We start from the raw sequence: 16868 nt of genomic DNA on the forward strand, positions 1-16868 counted from the left end.
ATCTATTTGAACAAATCAGGATAGATCGCCTTCGCCACATCCTGCAGCGCTTCGGCTACACGCGGGCCCGGGCGGCTCAGCTTGTTATTGTCCAGTCCGAACAACTGATTATCCTTGATCGCGGTGATCGCTTCCCAGCCGCTGCGTCCGCGGATAATGTCTTCCAGCGTCTTGTTCGTCTCGCTGTCGACGAGATCCTTCGCGAACAGAATGACGTCCGGATTCTCCTTGATGATGTTCTCCTCATTAATCTGGTTCCAGCCGGTCATGTCCGCGGCAGCAATATTGACGCCGCCCGCCGTCTCGATCAGCTCGTTCATGAATTCGCCGCTGCCGACGGTCCAGCCCGGCGAGAATTCAATATAAACCTTCTTCTTGTCGGTGACGCCCTTGACCGCTTCAGCTACGTCATCGCGCACCTTTTTCATCTGATCGGTAATTTCTTTTGCTTCCTTCTGATGATCGGTAATGAGACCATACAGCTCGATATTGCTGATTACGTCGTCATAGGTTTTCGGCTCGACCTTGAAAATTTCAATGCCCAGCTCACGGAATTTGTTGACTGCTTCTTCCTTCATCGAGATGCCGGTAAATACGACATCCGGCTTCGCCGCAATGATCGCTTCCTCATTCGGTTTCGTGATGCCGCCCATTTTCGGCTTTTGCGCCGCTTCTGCCGGGTAGTCGTCATAATCCGACACGCCGACGATATTGTCGCCAAGGCCAAGGGCAAACAACGATTCCGTCTCTGCCGGCGATACGGAAATGATCCGTTCCGGCGCTTTGTCGAACGTGAATTCATGCCCGGTCGCATCCTTCACCGTCAGCGGGTAGGTCGTCTTCGCGGCCTCAGAAGCCGCATTGCCGTTCTCCTGCTGCTGCGCAGTCTCAGGAGCTTTGTCCGCCTCCTTCGACGGGGCCGCTCCGCAAGCCGCCAAGCTCAAAGCCAGCACGGCCGCTGCCGCGACCGCTATCGTTCTGTTCCACCATTTGCTCATCATGTTTTTTCTCCCTCGCTTACCTGAATATCATACCTGCTTCCTTGCGGAAGCGGTGCGAACGCCGTTCCTTCCTGCAGAAGGGCCGGCGCCTGGTTTTCCCCGGTTCGGCATGATGCCTAACCGGTTCCTTCATCCGCTTCAAGGCGGGGTTGTCAAAGAGCGCACAAACACAAAACCCCCGATCCTTGGGATCGGGGGAACGCAGTCTCCTGGATAGGACCTTCCGAACTGATCTGCAAAGCGATCTTACGCTGTCTGACAGCATGGCCGCTCAGCAGCAACAGGAAGTCCGTTCCAATGACGCCGCTCCTCTCCGCGAAGGAAATAACTCGTCTTCCTATCGGGCAGGTCTCCTGACTTAGGAGCATCTTGCTGTGCTCGCCTTCCCATCAGCGGATTCGCTTGAATCCGCGCAGACAGTGGCATTCTGAGCGCAACACTCCATTTACAGTGGCGGGACCGTGCCGGATTCACACCGGCTTCCCTATTATCCTTGGGCACAAGCTCAATGCTCGTGCGGCGCAAGGACCCGATAGATTACTATTCGCTTGTCTTCTAATCATAGCTTGACTATTGATTATAGGGGAATTGCCCTGTCCTTGCAATAACATTCCTCACATACCGCAGGGCATCTATCTGTTCCCTCGCTCATCGCAGATCGCTCCATCAAGGCAGCCGCTCCGCCCGCAGGAACTTCCAGCGGCGGGGAGACTTGGCAGCCGTAATCAAGATCCCCGCCCCGATCGGGACGGTCGCTTCCCAGAACGTCTTCTTCGGGAAGGCGAGCGTGTACAGCCTCCGCACCATTCCTCCGTGGGTTACGACCAGCACATCGGGCCGCGCCTCATACGCGTTGCCTACCCGTCCCGGCCGCTTCCGGCACAGCCGGGCCGTTCTGCCCCGATCGCTGCCCGGATAAGGCCCGTCCCTGTCCGGCTCACGTTCCCGCCGATGGCGATGCCCGCGGGCGCCTTGTCCCGCCGTCACAGCCGTCTGTCTCCCAGCCTTCTGCAGAATCTCCCACCAGACATGGGCCGTCCGCGTGCTGAATGTCTGCCACGGCTCGCCGCGCGGCGGCTGAACGGAGGTCATATCGTCCAGCCAGCGGCGGTAGGACGGATCCTCCTTCAGATCGTTGTACGTCAAGCCTTCCCACATGCCAAAATCGTATTCGCGCAGCCTCGTGTCGACGTGAGCCCTTCCCGCATCGCGCGGACGCAGCTGAGCCAGCGTCTCGCGGCAGCGCCGCATATCGCTCGTATACAGGAGCGGCGCCGGATGGGCAACGGCCCTGCGCATCGGCCGCAGCACCTCTTCCGCTTCCGGTAGAAGCGGGCTGTCCGTATAGCTGATATACCGCCGCTCCACATTCGCCTGCGTCAGCGAATGTCTAACGAGCGCGAACCGCACGATGACGCTGGACGCGCCTGCACGGCGGCAGATATGCCGGGTGCCGCGGCGCGGAGGCTTGGGCCGGGATTGTCGTCTAGCTCCTGCTTGACGCCGCTTGCGGCGAACGGGGGGAGCTTTGTATGTGCGCTTTTGTTTCATTTCATCCCATTACTCCTTCATTCGCCTTTCGTCTACAGGAGCCATCCGCCGCAGGCCCAGAGGACGCTTGCGGCCAGGATGGCGAAGAGCAGTGTGCTTCGGGTCAGCAGCCTGCACACTGCCGCAATATGTTCCCCTCCCATCTCCACGACGGGATCGCCCATATGGGCGCGGAAGGAACATACGCCTTTGTAACAATTCAATCCGCCAAGGCGGATGCCGAGCGCCCCGGCGGTGGCCGCTTCCGGCCATCCGCTGTTCGGGCTCGGATGCTTCGGCGCGTCGCGCAGCGCCGTCTTCCACGCCCGCTTCGCGTCATAGCCGAACAGGGCGCATACGATGATCAACAGCGCGGTCAAGCGCGCCGGTATCCAATTCGCCAGATCATCAAGCCGCGCCGAGGCGTAGCCGAGATTGGCGTATTTCTCATTTTTATAGCCGACCATGGAATCCAGCGTATTAATAGCCCGATAGGCCATAGCCAACGGCGCGCCGCCGATGGCCGCGTACAGGAGCGGAGAGATGACGGCATCCATAATATTTTCAGCTACCGTCTCGACGGCGGCGCGGGTAATTTCCGGTTCATCGAGCGTCTCGGTGTCCCTTCCTACGATCATGCCGACCTCGCGCCGCGCTCCGGCCAGATCCCCTGCAGCCAGTCGGGCATAGACGGCCATTCCGGCATCGCGAAGCCCTTTGGTGGCGATGGTCGTGCCGATCAGAAGCGCCTCAACCGCCGCGCCCAGCCAGACGTTGACAGCATAAAGCCCTGCCAATACACCCCACGTCAAGGCAAATGCCCCGCCCGCCATCACCAGCGGCAGCAGGAAGCCCAGCGGCTTGAGCGCCGCTTCGGACGGTGCCGCTCTCCGGATAAGGCGTTCCAGGGCCGAGATCGCTTTCCCCATGCCGATGACCGGATGGGGGAGCCACCTCGGATCGCCAACGACCCGATCCCATACATATGCTGCGATGATTATTAATGCCGCGATCATGATTGCTCACCTGACTCCTCTTGCCTGCAGCCCGCTCCTCCACTGCCGCCGCGGCGCCGCTCCCGGCTGCCTGGCAGTGGCGCGCCTGCTTCACTTATTCGAACAGCGGCCCGTCGTCTTCCCGCTGCGTGCGGACCGCCTCCGCAACGGTGCCGTACACCAGCCGCCCCACGGCGGCGCCCAGCGTCGTCGCCGCGCCTGCATAACGGTGCACGACCTCGTAGCGCCCGCTGTCGACGATCGCGATCGCCACCGCATCGGTCGTCGTTCCCGTCGCGACGCCGCCCGTCTCCTTGTCGATCACGCCTAGGTCGTCCAACGCCGCGCTCTTGGCTTCCGTTGCGGTAATGACCGCATTCCATACCGCCGCTTCCGCGAGCCTGCCGTCCAGCACGATGATCGTGTTGATCGTGCCCGGCTTCAGCGGCTCGTAAGCCGAGTATACCTGCCGCGGCAGCCCGGCGCGGGCGGCGTTGCCCGTTCCGGCCGTCGTAACGCACAGCAGAGAGAAGCCGTCGCCCTCCTCTTCCATCACGGACGCATGGGTCACCTTCGCCGCCGTCATCAGGCCGACGGTAGATTCCGGCGCATACCCTTGCTGGAGGCATGTCTCCTGCATATAGGCGACCGGATCGGAGCAATCGAACCCGGTCCGAACCATTCGGTTCATGATGCGCGACGCTAGCTTGGAGCCCCCGTTCCATACCGCGCTGCTCCATACCGGAGTCCGCTCCGGCAGCTCCACGGTCATGGTCTCGCTGCCCCAGCATACCTTCACGCCCAGCATGACTTCCGATGTATAGCTGCGAATGCCTTCGCGGCAAGGCTGCATCACGCTTCCCCCTTGCTTGTCCGCTCCGATTGCGTTCTGTCTTGCAAATGCCGTTCCAAAAAATGGCCTTGCCTGATCACCTTCCCGGTGCTGAAAAACCGACTTTTTGAACAGGCGCTTACAGAGCGGGCTTCACCAAAATGATCTATACGAGCCGATAACGGACATCCTCACAACTCGTTCCTCATATCCCGGCAATGTAGCAAAGCCAACGGACGAAGGCCTCTGCACATTGCAGGATCCACATCTTATAAATGTAACACAGCTTGCAGGGCCTCGACTAGTCGTTTATTTGCCTGACGATCCTTCACCGCGATGCGGAAATGTCCGGCCCCAAGCCCTGCGTAACCGTCACAATTGCGGATCAGGACGCCCCGGCGACCAAGTTCTTCCTGCAAGCGCCGGGCGCTCCACGGCGCCGCAGCCTCAACGAGCAGGAAGTTCGCCTGGCTCGTCCACAGCCGCAGGCCTAGCGCGGTTAGCTTCCCGCTCAGCCATTCCCGTTCGCCGGCAATCAGGCTTCGGGTCCGTTCCGCATAGTCATCCGCCGCTTCGTCAAGCAGCAGCGCCTCGCCGGCGGCGAGCGCCAGCCCGTTCACGCTCCACGTGACCTGCTTCGAAGCCAGCGAGCGGATCGTATCCGGATGCCCCGCCGCATACCCGAGGCGAAGGCCCGGAATGGCATAGAATTTCGTCAGCGACCGGATGACAAGCACGTTCCGGCTGGCTGCCGCGAACCGCAGCAGACTCGCCTCTTCCTCATTCGGGAGAAAATCGATGAACGCCTCATCCACAATCAGCAGCGTTCCGTTCCGCTCCGCAACCCGGCCCGCTTCCTCCAGCATCCGGCGTTCGTATACGGCGCCAGTCGGATTGTTCGGCTGGCCGAGGAAGACGACATCGGCATCTACAATCAGCCGTTCCAGATCAGGCCAGTCTGCCAAGTAATCCCGGGAGGCCTGTCCGATGACACGCTCGACGTCCGCGCCGAATTGCCGCGACAGCGCCTCGTATTCCGAGAAGCAGGGCGCCACCACGCCGACCGTACGCGGCGCGTGCGCCAGAATCGCCAGAGCCATGCATTCGGCCGCGCCGTTGCCGATCAACAGCTGCTCGCTGCCCACCTGAAGGCGGCGGGACAGCGCCTCCTTCATCCGCCGGTGCCCCGGATCAGGATAATGAATAATGCCGGCCATCTCCTCTGCGAGCCGCGCCATTACAGATGGCGGCGGTCCGAGCGGATTGATGTTCGCGCTGAAATCCACGAACTCGCCGCTCGATCGCCCGAATGCCTCCGCTGCCGTCCATACGTCCCCGCCATGTCCAAACCGTTCAATTGTGACCATAAGCCCCTCCTTGAAGACGGACAGACGGTCGCGTACAATATCTCTATAGCGGTTGTTCCAACGGAACTCCGCCATCGTCAATCGGTCCGGTCTGCCCTTGTTCTGCCGTACGCTCCATTCTCCTCAGTCCACCCTGAAGGCAGACGGAGGAAGCAGGACGCGCATGATTTCTCATGGTACATTATGCGTAACGCAGACCCATTCGTCAAACGGTTTTTCCTTTTCTACGAAATGCCGAAAAACATTGGCACATCGCACACTGTAACGCTACTGTTAAATGCTGTATAATCACATTGCAGACCGGTATTGGCGCAATGCTATGTCAAGCTCAAGGAGGTTCAATTATGTCGGTGCATCACAAAACATCATGGGCATCCCTGGGCGCCGCCATTATCGTCACCACCTATTACGCGGTGATCCTGTTTCGCCTCAAGGGTGACATCGGTTTGTACAGCACAGAGATGATGGCGCTGGCCCGCAACGTGTTCGGCGTCGCCGCCGTCGTGCAGGCCGTCATGTACTTCGTGAATTTCATGTCCAAGGACGAGCCCGAGGACAAGGAATTGTCCCGCCTGATATCGCTGCAAGCGAACCAGATGGGATTGGTCTTCCTTGTGCTCTCGGTCGCCTGCTGCGCGGCTTATCTGATATATGTGTCCGATACAAGCACTCTGCTGCTGTCCCCGTTGGTCAGCGCCCATTTGCTGGTCAGTGTGCTGTTGGCCGCCTGGATCATCAAGTATACGGTCGAGCTGGTGCTGTACTACCGCTATCTGAAAGCCGACTCCTCAGACCTTCCCTAATTATGAAAACGATTACTTTCGTTCCTGACATTGACAACACGAAGCAAGCGCAGCGGCCGCCGGCCCTGCGCTTGTCAGTTATTCGTATCATATTAGGAGAGCTCGGTGAAGCGTTCCGATGCGTCGGTACGCGGGCGGGCCGGCGGAATCTCATCGAAATGCCCCATCCGCAGCACCCCGACGATCTTCTCGCCCGGCTGCACCCCTGCCATTTCGCGGAACTTGCGATTAAAGATATAGTCCCCGGTATGCCACAGCATTCCGAGCTCCCGTTCCCACGCCAGCAGCTGAAAGTTCTGGATCAGGGCGCTTACGGCCGCCAGATCCTCTTCCCAAATATGAGGCCGCGGATCCTCAGGCATGACGACGATAAGGTAGGCAGGCACGGCCAGATTCGTCTGGACGAACTTCGCCTTTTTCTCTTCATCCCAGCCTCTCATTTTCGTTCCTTCGACCAGTTCCATCACGCAGCGCACAAGCCGATCCTTCGCTTCTCCCGCCGCATAAATGAACCGCCACGGCTCGCGCAGCCCATGATTGGGAGCCCAGACGGCATCCTTCAGCAGGGATAGCACCAATTCCTTGTCAACAGGCCGATCAGAGAATCGATGAATGCTCCGGCGTTCCCGGATTGTATTTGCAATTGACATTGTTTATCCTCCTTGAATCCCTTTTTACTCTCATTCTCTTTCTATGCATCCGATACTCCCATTATATTGATAACGATTATCAATATCAAATATAAGTTGTGTTTTGTTCCAAATTGATTACAATTAACAGAAGAAGGAGGCGGACGAGCCATGAAGTTTATCGACAATCAAGGCATCACCGACCCTCGCGTCAACCTGGCGATCGAGGAATTTGTTCTGAAGCATTTGCCGCTGGAAGAGGATAGTTATTTGTTATTTTATATCAACGAGCCCTCCATCATCATCGGCAAAAATCAAAATACGATCGAAGAAATCAACAGCGATTACGTCAAAGCGAATAACATCCACGTTGTGCGCCGCCTGTCGGGCGGAGGCGCCGTGTATCACGATACAGGCAATTTGAATTTCAGCTTCATCACGAAGGATGACGGGCAGTCATTCCACAATTTCCGCAAATTTACGCAGCCGGTCATCGATACGCTTCGCTCTCTCGGCGTCAATGCCGACTTGACCGGACGCAATGACATCCAGGTCGGAGAGCAGAAAATATCCGGCAATGCCCAATTCTCCACGCGCGGACGCATGTTCAGCCACGGCACGCTGCTGTTCAAGTCCGAGATGGAGCATGTCGCCTCGGCGCTCAAAGTAAAGGCCATCAAAATCGAATCCAAAGGAACGAAGTCCATTCGCTCCCGCGTCGCCAACATTTCGGATTTCCTCCCCGAGCCAATGACGATCGAGCAGTTCAAGGACACGATCCTGCGCCATATTTTCGGCATGGAGCCGGATCAGGTGCCGCAGTACAAGCTGACGGAGCAGGATTGGGAGACGATTCACCGCATCTCGCAGGAGCGATATCAGAACTGGGATTGGAACTATGGCTCATCGCCGAAGTTCAACGTCGAGCATTCGAAGAAATTCCCGGCCGGAATCGTCGACGTGCGCATGGATGTCGAGGACGGATTGATTCAACGCATGAAAATATACGGCGACTTCTTCGGAGTGGGGGAAGTCAGCGATATCGAAGCGCGCTTGCAGGGGGTCCGCTATGAGGAGAAGGCGATTCGCGAAGCGCTTGCCGATATGGATATCAACCATTATCTCGGCAATATCAGCGCGGAAGACTTCATCGGACTCGTCATGCTGAACGAATAGATTAATAGGCCCGGACTGTCTTGGATGTCAAGACGGCCCGGGCCTGTCTATGTTTGCCTGACAGCCCGAGCATGGGCGGCAGGCAGTTCAATGGTCAGTATAGCTTGTCCTGCACGGCTTGAGCCGTCCGGTTGATGGCTCGGTACGCCCTGTCCTTCGCCTGCAGCGCCACAGCGGTAGACAAAATGTCCAGCACGTGAATTTGCGCGATTTTGGACGAGAACGCCCCGCCCTGAAGCGGCGTCTCCTTCGCTTGGATCAGCAGAATCGAATCCGCGTATTTCGTGATCGGCGACTTCGCATGGCTCGTGAGGCAGATGAAAAAGACGTTGTTCTCCTTCGCCAGGCGCACGGCGTCAACCAGATCCTTCGTGCTGCCCGAGGTGGAGATGCCAAATACGACATCTTGATCGGTCATTAGCACCGCGTTCATGGCCATCACATGCGGATCCGTTATCGCCTCTCCCGCGAAGCCCAGCCGCATGAAGCGGTACTGCGCATCCATCGCAGTCATGGCGGACAAGCCGACGCCGAAGAAAAAGATCCGGTTGGAACGAACGATCGCTTCCACCGCTTTTTGCAGGTCCTTCATATTCAGCAGGGACAGCGTATGCTCCAGCGACGCGACGTTCTCCAGCGTCATCTTCTGGGCCACGGCCGCCAGATCGTCCTCCTCGTCAATCTCGCTCTCTTGATGCTTGAGCGGCGTCACCAGATCTTTGGCCAGGGACAGCTTGAACTCCTGGTAGCTGGTATAGCCGAGGTTGCGGCAGAACCGCAGCACCGACGTCTCGCCGGCATCCGACTTCTCGGCCAGATCCGTTACCGTCGCATACAGGACCTCGTCCGGGCTCCTCAGCACGTAGTCCGCGATTTTTTTCTCCGTTTTCGTCAAAGAAGGATATAAGCTCCTTATCAAGAGAAGCGTGTTCGTATGCTCGCCAGTGATCATGATGGATTCACTTCCATTCCTCATTCTCCCCCCATTATACCGAACCGGAAAATAAGCCGTCCACACCGATTCCAGGCAAGCTTCATCCCGATCCCAGACCCGCAAGCAAGGAAGCGCATCGAAGCCTATCCCGCTGCGTTCTTGCCAACTCGCCGCGCCTGCTGTAAAATTTGAAAATTCATCCGCACATCAAAGGAGCGTCGCTTGCTGTGAAACATCGTCAATTCGCGTCGGATTTATGCTTGTTGCTTATTGCTTTCGTATGGGGAAGCACCTTCCTCGTTGTCCAGCATGCCGTATTCGTCCTGCCCCCGCTGGCCTTCAACGCCGTAAGATTCGCCGGAGCCGCACTCCTGTTCGGCCTCGTCGCGCTGCTTAGCAGAAAGCGCCGCCGCGGCAGCCGCTCTGGCACGCGAGCGCTCCTTCTGCATGGCGCGCTGCTCGGCGTCTTCCTGTTCGGGGGCTACGCCTTCCAGACCATCGGTCTCGTGTACACGACGACGACCAATGCCGGCTTCATTACCGGGCTGTCGGTTGTGCTCGTGCCCTTTATCAGCCTGCGGCTGGCCAAGCAGCGCCTGCAGCCGCCTACCTGGATCGCGGCCGTTCTGGCGCTGGCGGGACTCTATTTTCTCGCCTTCAATGGCGGTGCGGTTCAATTGAATGAAGGCGACGGCTTCGTGCTCCTATGCTCGTTCTGCTTCGCGCTCCATATCGCCTTCACCGGGAAATATGCGGCCATCCATAACACCGTGCTGCTCGTCACGGTACAGTTCGCGGTCGTCGCGCTGGCGGCCGCCAGCAGCTCCTTCCTGTTCGAGCCGCAGCTTACGGGAGCGGCGCTGTGGGAAGCGCTGACGGAGCCGAAGGTCATCGTCGCCCTGCTTATCTCCATCTGCATCTCCACCGCCTTCGCGTACTGGGCGCAGACGTGGTGCCAGCAATACACCTCCGCCAGCCGAGTCGCCGTCATCTTCGCGATGGAGCCGGTCTTCGCCGCCATTACGGGCGTGACCTTCGCCGGAGAGACGCTCGGCTTGTGGGCGATCGTAGGTTGCCTGCTGATTTTGGCGGGAATGATCGTCGTTGAATTGAAATGGGGCCGGCATGCGGTACAATAGAGGGAGAGATTCGCATCTATTGACTATCATCGGAGCGCCGGTCTGACATAGAGAGAGTGCCTGGCGGCTCGGAAAAAGGAGAGACATCGACATTGTACAAGCTCATTGCCATTGATATCGACGATACGCTCATTACGGACGCCAAGGAGATTACGCCCGGCACGAAGCGCGCGCTTGAGCTGGCTGTCGCCGCCGGCGCTACCGTCACGCTTGCCACGGGCCGCATGTATGCGTCCGCCCGCAACCTGGCGCTGCAGACCGGACTGAACGTTCCGCTCATCACCTATCAGGGCTCCCTCGTGAAAAACGTGATGGACGGCCATATTTTGTACGAGCGGGCGGTCCCGAAGGAAGCGGCGATGCGCCTGCTCCGCTATTGCGACGAACGCGGACTTCATCTTCAGCTCTATATCGACGATCATCTGTACGCCCGCCAGGAAAATGAGAAGTTGATCGCTTATGCGCAGCTATCCGATATTCCTTATACGATCGAACCGGATTTCGATCGGCTGCTCGCTTCCCCTTCCACCAAAATGCTCATGATTGACGAGCCGGCGACGCTGGACGCGGCCGCCGCCGAATTGAAAGAGCTGCTTGGACCGGATGTCCATATTACGAAGTCGAAGCCTCACTTCCTGGAAGTAACGCACCGGGAAGGCACCAAGGGCAGCGCCCTGCGCCATTTGGCGCAGCATGTCGGCTGCAGCCTGGAGGAGACGATCGCCATCGGCGATTCGTGGAACGATCATGACATGATCGAGACGGCCGGCCTCGGGGTCGCCATGGGCAATGCCGTCGACTCGCTGAAGGCCGTCGCCGATTACGTGACACGCACCAACAACGAGGAAGGCGTGCGTCATGTTATCGAGAAATTCGTCCTGAACCAGGCATAAAGCCTGCCTACCGCCGCCGGGCTCGTTCCCGGCGGCTTCTCTGTTATTGCAGCGGAATGACCAGTCCCGTGCGGGCCAGCGTGACCGAGGCCGGCAGCTGCGGGTAATTCTCCCGGAGGTCGACGCCGTGTGACAAGTGGGTGAACACCGTCTTGCGCGGCTTCACCTCGCGAAGGACCTCCTCTGCTTCCCGCATGTCATAGACCGAACGGGTCTCGTAAGGGGCCTCCTCATAGACGAAATTCGTCCCGAGAATCAGCAGATTCAGCCCCCGGAACCAGGCCAGCTCCTGCTCGCCGAGCCCGATCGCATCCGAGGCATAGAGCCAGCTGTGAACTTCCGGCTTGTTCTCGCTTGCGGGCCCGCCGCTTGTCCACGGATCGAAGCGATAGGCGTACGAATAGCCATTTTTGCCGTGATTGACGCGAATCGGCTGAATGCTCCAATCCTTCCAGCGCCAAGGCCCTTCGATATATTGGAACTCAATATACCGATCCAGCCAAGGATACATCGTCCGGATCGTCTCTCCGACCTCGGGCGGCATCGTCGCCCGCCCCTTCCGCTGCAGCCAGCGGCAGGCGTCCGCGTACGCCGTCAAGCCCGCAATATGATCCTGATGCGCATGCGTAATCAAGATATCATCCAGCCAGAACAGCCCTGCTCTCTCCATCTGCCCCGTCCAGTCCGGCCCGCAATCAACGAGCAGCCGGTCTTCGCCCCGTTCGAGAAGCACGGACGAGCGGTAGCGCCGGTTAACGCCTTCCTTCCTCGCCTCCTCGCACACCTGACAAGCGCAATATACGCGCGGCACGCCCATCGAGTCGCCAGTCCCCCAGAACGTGACGCTCCAGCCTCTGTCGGAACCTTTGGCGGAACCCACTTCGTCACGGGGGAATCCTGGAAGCTGCATCGATTGGTCTTTCATGTCTATTCCTCCTCTAGAACAGGCGGTGCCTTTACAATATTCATATGATTTTGTTGGCAATTCTCCATTGTTCTCCTGTCATGCTTCCAGTATAATCGGTTTCGAATCGATATGCATGGCAAGCAAGCGGCAGCCTGCAGATTTCCCTTGCCGACGAACATACAGCCGACAGCTGGCCGCCTCGTTAACCCAAGGATGCTGCTACATATCGTCAACACCGAAGGAGGCCTATTTCATGACCGTTCCATTAAAAACGAGCCCTGTGGAAATCGTCGCCCATCGCGGCTACGCCGCCCTTTTTCCCGAAAATACGATGATTGCATTCCGGAGGGCGCTTGACATGGGCGCGGATGCGCTGGAGATTGACGTGCACCATTCGGCTGAAGGCGTGCCAGTCGTCATCCATGACGACACGCTCGATCGGACGACAGATCGCTCGGGATCTGTCCGGAGCAAGACCGTGGCGGAGCTGCAGCAGGCTGACGCCGGCGTCAAATTCCATCCCGATTACGCCGGAAGCGGCATCCCTCTCCTCGAAGAGGTGCTGGCGCTGCTGTCCGAGGGCCAGGCCGGTCTCCAACTGGAGTTGAAGGAGCGCATTAACGAGCAGGAAGCGGCAGGACTGCTGCATTTGCTGGATACCTATAAGTTGACGGAACGAACCATGATCATTTCATTCCATGTAGACAATTTGCGATTGATTCGAAGCCTGCATTCCGATATCGAGGTAGGCTGGCTCTCCGATAAATTGGTCGATCTCGACCTGTTGACCAGACTCGGCCATGCGGCGCTGCTGCTGCAATATCACGCCGTCCTGAAACATCCCGACATCGTCGCCACCGCCCGGGAGAAGGGCTTCAGTCTCGCTGCCTGGACCATCCGGGACGAAGCTGATGCCCGCAAGCTGTACGATCTGGGCGTGCGCCGCATAACGACCGACATTCCATTGAAAGGCGTCTTGCCCGCCTCGGAATAATCCGTAAGCGTAAGGGGAGACTTCTGCTGCGATGTAAACCATCGCTTTGCCTCTCCCCTCGTAAGAGAATCTGTCGCCTCGCTCAAGCCACGATGTGGGGTCTGGGCGGGGCTTTCTTATTTTTTGGACTGACTTATTGATGGTGGCAGATGGCATTTTTCGGTTGCTTGGAGGCAGTCTCTTACTCATTCTTTATTTTTCCGTTTTTTCCCTCTCGGTTCCTGGTTCCCGTTCCCGCTCGTTCCTGTTTCGACTTGTTCCTGCTCGTTCCTTCTTTCTCGTCTTCACGCGTTTCCCTGCTTCGCTGTTCCACTTATCCAAGCTTTTTATTTCCTTATCACCATTCTCCCGTCTACTCAGAACCGGTCGCATTCCGGGCTGAAAAGCCAATTCACCTATCCGTCTTTTCCCTTTATCCGCATTCTCCCACTCACTCAGAACCGGTCGCATTGCTTCGCCTATATCCACCCATCCGGTCTTATATCCCTTATCACCATTCTCCCGTCTACTCAGAACCGGTCGCATTTCGGCTGAAAAGCCAATTCACCTATCCGTCTTTTTCCTTTATCCGTATTCTCCCATCCGCTCAGAACCGTTAGGATTGCTTCACCTGTATCTACCCATCCGGTCTTATATCCCTTATCACCGTTCTCCCGTCTACTCAGAACCGGTCGCATTTCGGGCTGAAAAGCCAATTTACCTGTCCGTCTTTTTTCCTTTATCCGCATTCTCCCACTCACTCAGAACCGGTCGCATTGCTTCGCCTATATCCACCCATCCGGTCTTATATCCCTTATCACCATTCTCCCGTCTACTCAGAACCGGTCGCATTTCGGGCTGAAAAGCCAATTCAGCTATCCGTCTTTTTTCCTTTATCCCCATTCTCCCATCTGCTCAGAAGGTATTATATTGATGAACGGTTTCTAAATGAACGGGTCACTCCGGTATCCATGGGATGCTGCAGGGTAGAGAAGAACTCAAGGTCTGTTTCAAAATCCTAGCTTGCGGTCCGAACGACTAATTCTCTTTTCTGAGTAGAGGGGAGAGTGCTCGTAAGGACATGAAAACCTATATCTTCATCTGCAGCAACCCATTATTTACACATCAAAAGAAACTACTCAAGTACCCCTATCCCGCGCATTCATATATCAAAATTATTTCTTAACCGATGGGCCGTATCGGCACCACCAAGCGGCTGTATGTATAGAACTCAATGCATGTTGAAAACTCCTATCTTTGCGGCCCGAACGACTAATTCTCTTTTCTGAGTGGAGGGGAGAATGCTCGTAAGGACATGAAAACCTATACCTTCACCTGCAGCAGCCCATCCCCATCAAAAGAAAATGCGCAAGCATTCCCGCCCGCGCATTCTATATAGCGTATAACATTCTATATAGCGTATAAGTTTGTTCGTTACGCATTGCTTAACCGGGTTCTACTCTTCAATCCCTGCAAGCACTTCGTACCAGACGCCCCGCTTGCTGTACAAGGTCTCGCGGACATGCTTCCAGCCGCCCATCTCTTCGATGCCGAACAATCCCGCCGGTTCGGGATAGCGGTCCCCCGTCTCCTCCCTCACTGACGGAGCGACAGGACGGAACCCGGCTTCCGCCAGCAGGCGCTGGGCCTTCGGCTCCCGCAAGTAATCGACGAACGCTTGGGCGATGTCTGTCGTGCCATGTTCTTGTGCATAGCGATCGACTACGACGACAGGGTTGTCGATGCGAATCGTCCGCTCCGGCCGGACCAGCTCGTATGCGACGCCCGCTTGCATGCGGGACAGGATTTCGTTCTCGTAGGTCACGATGACGTCGCCTACGCCGTATTCGAAGGCGGCCATCGACGCCCTGCCGCTTTTGTCCATCGAGATGACATTCCGGTGAACGCTCATCAACAGCTCCTTCGCCCGGCGCTGACCGTCCTCACCCCGATCCTTCGCCTCCAGAAGGCCGGCTCCGTATATCGCATTAATATCCCATTGGGCGCCGCCCGATGTCTTCGGGTTCGGATAGAGGACTTGAACGCCCGGCTTGGTCAGATCGTTCCAGTCGCGAATCTGATGCGGGTTCCCTTGCCGCGTCCCCAGCACGACGATGGAGCCGGTGACCATGCCTCCATAAGTGTCCCGTGATTGCCAATCAGCCGGTACCAGTCCGGCCTGTACGAGCTTATCGACATCGCCCTCCATCGAGAAGAGCGCGACATCCGCTTCCAGGCCGCCGGCAATCGAGCGCGCTTGCGTGCCCGAGGCTTCGTAGGACTCCTGGAATACGACATGCTGTCCGGTCTTCGCCTTCCAATCCGCCGCGAATTCAGGCAATATCCGCTGCATCACGTCCTTCATGACGGAATAGGCGCCAATGACGAGCGTAACGCTGTCTTGACCAGACTCCCCCGGCAAAGGAGAGACGATCTCCCCGGACGGGGACGGTAGAGGGGCAGATACGGCAGTTGTCTGGTCCTGCCTCCCCTCCTGCGGAGAGGAAGCCCGCTCGCCTGGACTGCAGCCGAACAAGAGGATGAAGATGATGACTGTCGCTATAAAGCCGGATAGGCCGCGTGATTCGTCCCTGTCCATCTTGCCCCTCCTCCTTCGTTCAGCCCGTAATATGAACAGGCACAAGCTCCGACTTCAGCCGGTTCTCGACCACCCAGCTCTCGTCTCCCTCGAACATATAGACGCGATGGATCAGAACCTGGACCTGCTCGCCTGCCTGAAGCTGCGGTCTTTCCAAGGAACGGTACGTTTTCAGCACCAGATCGCCCACCTGGACCTCTACCATCCATTCGCTGCCCCGGAAATGGACCGCCTTGACGCGTCCGGACTCGCTCGCGGACGCCAGCCTTACCTCGCCTTCCCTCCCGACCTCGATATATTCCGGCCGAATAAGGATTCTCATCTCTCCCCCGGCGTCCAGCATTTCAAACCCTTTCAAGGCGTATATATCATTCAAAATGGTCGATTCCCCAATGAATTCGGCGACAAAAGGCGTCTCCGGCATTTTATAGATTTCCCATGGCGTCCCTTTCTGCTCGACGCGTCCCTGGTTGATGATCATAATCTCATCCGCCACCTCGATCGCCTCGTCCTGATCATGCGTCACGAAAATCGAGGTGATGCCTACGCGCTCGATCAGCTCCCGCAGCCAGCTTCGCAGCTCCTGGCGAATCTTCGCATCAATGGCCGCGAACGGCTCGTCGAGGAGCAGCAGCTGCGGCTCAGGGGCCAGCGCCCGGGCGAATGCGACCCGCTGCCGCTGCCCGCCGGACAGCTGATGCGGGTACCTCCGTTCCACTCCGGATAGTCCGGTCAGCTCCAAGAGCTCGGCTACACGTTCACGAATCCGCGGCTTCGGCCATTTCTGAATATGCAGCCCGAAGGCAATGTTGTCATAGACATTCATATGCTTGAACAGCGCATAGTTCTGGAACACGAAGCCGATGCCCCGCTGCTGCGGAGGCACATCATTGACGACGGTCCCCTGGAACAATATCTCGCCTCGATCCGGATGTTCCAGCCCGGCCAGCATCCGCAGCACCGATGTCTTCCCGCCGCCGCTCGGCCCGAGCAGGCCGATGAGCTGGCCGGGTTCGACGGAGAAGCTAACATCCCGAACGGCGTGATAGGCGCCGAACCATTTATTTAACTGGCGAACCTCGATATGCAT

At 57.7% G+C, this 16868-nt stretch carries 15 protein-coding genes and 1 riboswitch; of the genes, 5 read left to right on the forward strand and 10 right to left on the reverse strand.

Features of this window, described 5'->3' with window-relative positions; all coding sequences use genetic code 11:
• Window positions 1-2 precede the first annotated feature (2 nt).
• From NNL35_RS27450 to cobD, 5 genes are all read right to left on the reverse strand, one after another.
• Window positions 3-998, reverse strand: a complete 996-nt coding sequence (locus NNL35_RS27450; protein ID WP_006678099.1) for an ABC transporter substrate-binding protein — start codon at window positions 996-998, stop codon at window positions 3-5.
• A gap of 329 nt (window positions 999-1327) precedes the next feature.
• A riboswitch (cobalamin riboswitch) is annotated at window positions 1328-1549 on the reverse strand.
• A 118-nt stretch (window positions 1550-1667) separates the two neighbouring features.
• Complete coding sequence (locus tag NNL35_RS27455) at window positions 1668-2552, reverse strand: histidine phosphatase family protein (protein WP_006678097.1); 885 nt, start codon at window positions 2550-2552, stop codon at window positions 1668-1670.
• 32 nt (window positions 2553-2584) lie between these two features.
• Window positions 2585-3547, reverse strand: a complete 963-nt coding sequence (gene cbiB, locus NNL35_RS27460; protein WP_006678096.1) for an adenosylcobinamide-phosphate synthase CbiB — start codon at window positions 3545-3547, stop codon at window positions 2585-2587.
• A 94-nt stretch (window positions 3548-3641) separates the two neighbouring features.
• Window positions 3642-4379 carry an adenosylcobinamide amidohydrolase gene (locus NNL35_RS27465; RefSeq protein ID WP_006678095.1) on the reverse strand — a complete coding sequence of 246 codons (738 nt, stop codon included), beginning with the start codon at window positions 4377-4379 and terminating at the stop codon, window positions 3642-3644.
• 248 nt (window positions 4380-4627) lie between these two features.
• Window positions 4628-5806 (reverse strand): threonine-phosphate decarboxylase CobD, encoded by a 1179-nt coding sequence (gene cobD, locus NNL35_RS27470; RefSeq protein WP_006678094.1) that lies wholly within the window; start codon window positions 5804-5806, stop codon window positions 4628-4630.
• A 263-nt stretch (window positions 5807-6069) separates the two neighbouring features.
• Here cobD and NNL35_RS27475 point away from each other — a divergent pair, with 263 nt between their 5' ends.
• On the forward strand, window positions 6070-6528 hold the full coding sequence (locus NNL35_RS27475) for a hypothetical protein (protein ID WP_006678093.1): 459 nt from the start codon (window positions 6070-6072) through the stop codon (window positions 6526-6528).
• 92 nt (window positions 6529-6620) lie between these two features.
• Here the strand turns inward: NNL35_RS27475 and NNL35_RS27480 are convergent, their stop codons facing one another.
• The gene (locus NNL35_RS27480; RefSeq protein ID WP_006678092.1) at window positions 6621-7178 is read right to left on the reverse strand and encodes a nitroreductase family protein; all 558 of its coding nucleotides are present in this window, start codon (window positions 7176-7178) and stop codon (window positions 6621-6623) included.
• A gap of 150 nt (window positions 7179-7328) precedes the next feature.
• Here NNL35_RS27480 and NNL35_RS27485 point away from each other — a divergent pair, with 150 nt between their 5' ends.
• Complete coding sequence (locus NNL35_RS27485) at window positions 7329-8333, forward strand: lipoate--protein ligase (protein ID WP_006678091.1); 1005 nt, start codon at window positions 7329-7331, stop codon at window positions 8331-8333.
• A 94-nt stretch (window positions 8334-8427) separates the two neighbouring features.
• Here NNL35_RS27485 and NNL35_RS27490 read toward each other — a convergent pair whose 3' ends face one another.
• Window positions 8428-9285 carry a MurR/RpiR family transcriptional regulator gene (locus NNL35_RS27490; RefSeq protein WP_006678090.1) on the reverse strand — a complete coding sequence of 286 codons (858 nt, stop codon included), beginning with the start codon at window positions 9283-9285 and terminating at the stop codon, window positions 8428-8430.
• 209 nt (window positions 9286-9494) lie between these two features.
• On the opposite strand from NNL35_RS27490, the gene NNL35_RS27495 reads away from it, so the two are divergent.
• Both NNL35_RS27495 and NNL35_RS27500 read left to right on the forward strand, forming a co-directional pair.
• Entirely contained in the window at window positions 9495-10406 is a 912-nt protein-coding gene (locus NNL35_RS27495; RefSeq protein ID WP_006678089.1) for a DMT family transporter, read from the forward strand.
• Window positions 10407-10498: 92 nt separating this feature from the next.
• Window positions 10499-11299: a Cof-type HAD-IIB family hydrolase gene (locus NNL35_RS27500; protein ID WP_006678088.1), complete on the forward strand. Its 801-nt coding sequence runs from the start codon at window positions 10499-10501 to the stop codon at window positions 11297-11299.
• A gap of 43 nt (window positions 11300-11342) precedes the next feature.
• Here the strand turns inward: NNL35_RS27500 and NNL35_RS27505 are convergent, their stop codons facing one another.
• On the reverse strand, window positions 11343-12224 hold the full coding sequence (locus NNL35_RS27505) for an MBL fold metallo-hydrolase (RefSeq protein ID WP_006678087.1): 882 nt from the start codon (window positions 12222-12224) through the stop codon (window positions 11343-11345).
• A gap of 235 nt (window positions 12225-12459) precedes the next feature.
• Between NNL35_RS27505 and NNL35_RS27510 the strand changes: the two genes are divergently transcribed.
• Window positions 12460-13200 carry a glycerophosphodiester phosphodiesterase gene (locus tag NNL35_RS27510; RefSeq protein WP_006678086.1) on the forward strand — a complete coding sequence of 247 codons (741 nt, stop codon included), beginning with the start codon at window positions 12460-12462 and terminating at the stop codon, window positions 13198-13200.
• Between the two features lie 1435 nt (window positions 13201-14635).
• On the opposite strand, the gene NNL35_RS27515 is transcribed toward NNL35_RS27510, so the two are convergent.
• Together NNL35_RS27515 and NNL35_RS27520 are read right to left on the reverse strand one after the other, a co-directional pair.
• Window positions 14636-15778 carry a sulfate ABC transporter substrate-binding protein gene (locus NNL35_RS27515; protein ID WP_006678486.1) on the reverse strand — a complete coding sequence of 381 codons (1143 nt, stop codon included), beginning with the start codon at window positions 15776-15778 and terminating at the stop codon, window positions 14636-14638.
• A 19-nt stretch (window positions 15779-15797) separates the two neighbouring features.
• Window positions 15798-16868 carry a sulfate/molybdate ABC transporter ATP-binding protein gene (locus NNL35_RS27520; RefSeq protein ID WP_006678487.1) on the reverse strand — a complete coding sequence of 357 codons (1071 nt, stop codon included), beginning with the start codon at window positions 16866-16868 and terminating at the stop codon, window positions 15798-15800.

The sequence above is a fragment of the Paenibacillus dendritiformis genome (assembly GCF_945605565.1).
Lineage (GTDB): Bacteria > Bacillota > Bacilli > Paenibacillales > Paenibacillaceae > Paenibacillus_B > Paenibacillus_B dendritiformis_A.

Excerpts from the sequence above, each read along its gene's own strand:
- NNL35_RS27450 (WP_006678099.1), bottom strand. The coding sequence starts at position 998 with ATGAGCAAATGGTGGAACAGAACGATAGCGGTCGCGGCAGCGGCCGTG.
- NNL35_RS27455 (WP_006678097.1), bottom strand. The coding sequence starts at position 2,552 with ATGAAACAAAAGCGCACATACAAAGCTCCCCCCGTTCGCCGCAAGCGG.
- cbiB (WP_006678096.1), bottom strand. The coding sequence starts at position 3,547 with ATGATCGCGGCATTAATAATCATCGCAGCATATGTATGGGATCGGGTC.
- NNL35_RS27465 (WP_006678095.1), bottom strand. The coding sequence starts at position 4,379 with ATGCAGCCTTGCCGCGAAGGCATTCGCAGCTATACATCGGAAGTCATG.
- NNL35_RS27475 (WP_006678093.1), top strand. The coding sequence starts at position 6,070 with ATGTCGGTGCATCACAAAACATCATGGGCATCCCTGGGCGCCGCCATT.
- NNL35_RS27480 (WP_006678092.1), bottom strand. The coding sequence starts at position 7,178 with ATGTCAATTGCAAATACAATCCGGGAACGCCGGAGCATTCATCGATTC.
- NNL35_RS27485 (WP_006678091.1), top strand. The coding sequence starts at position 7,329 with ATGAAGTTTATCGACAATCAAGGCATCACCGACCCTCGCGTCAACCTG.
- NNL35_RS27490 (WP_006678090.1), bottom strand. The coding sequence starts at position 9,285 with ATGATCACTGGCGAGCATACGAACACGCTTCTCTTGATAAGGAGCTTA.
- NNL35_RS27505 (WP_006678087.1), bottom strand. The coding sequence starts at position 12,224 with ATGAAAGACCAATCGATGCAGCTTCCAGGATTCCCCCGTGACGAAGTG.
- NNL35_RS27510 (WP_006678086.1), top strand. The coding sequence starts at position 12,460 with ATGACCGTTCCATTAAAAACGAGCCCTGTGGAAATCGTCGCCCATCGC.
- NNL35_RS27515 (WP_006678486.1), bottom strand. The coding sequence starts at position 15,778 with ATGGACAGGGACGAATCACGCGGCCTATCCGGCTTTATAGCGACAGTC.
- NNL35_RS27520 (WP_006678487.1), bottom strand. The coding sequence starts at position 16,868 with ATGCATATCGAGGTTCGCCAGTTAAATAAATGGTTCGGCGCCTATCAC.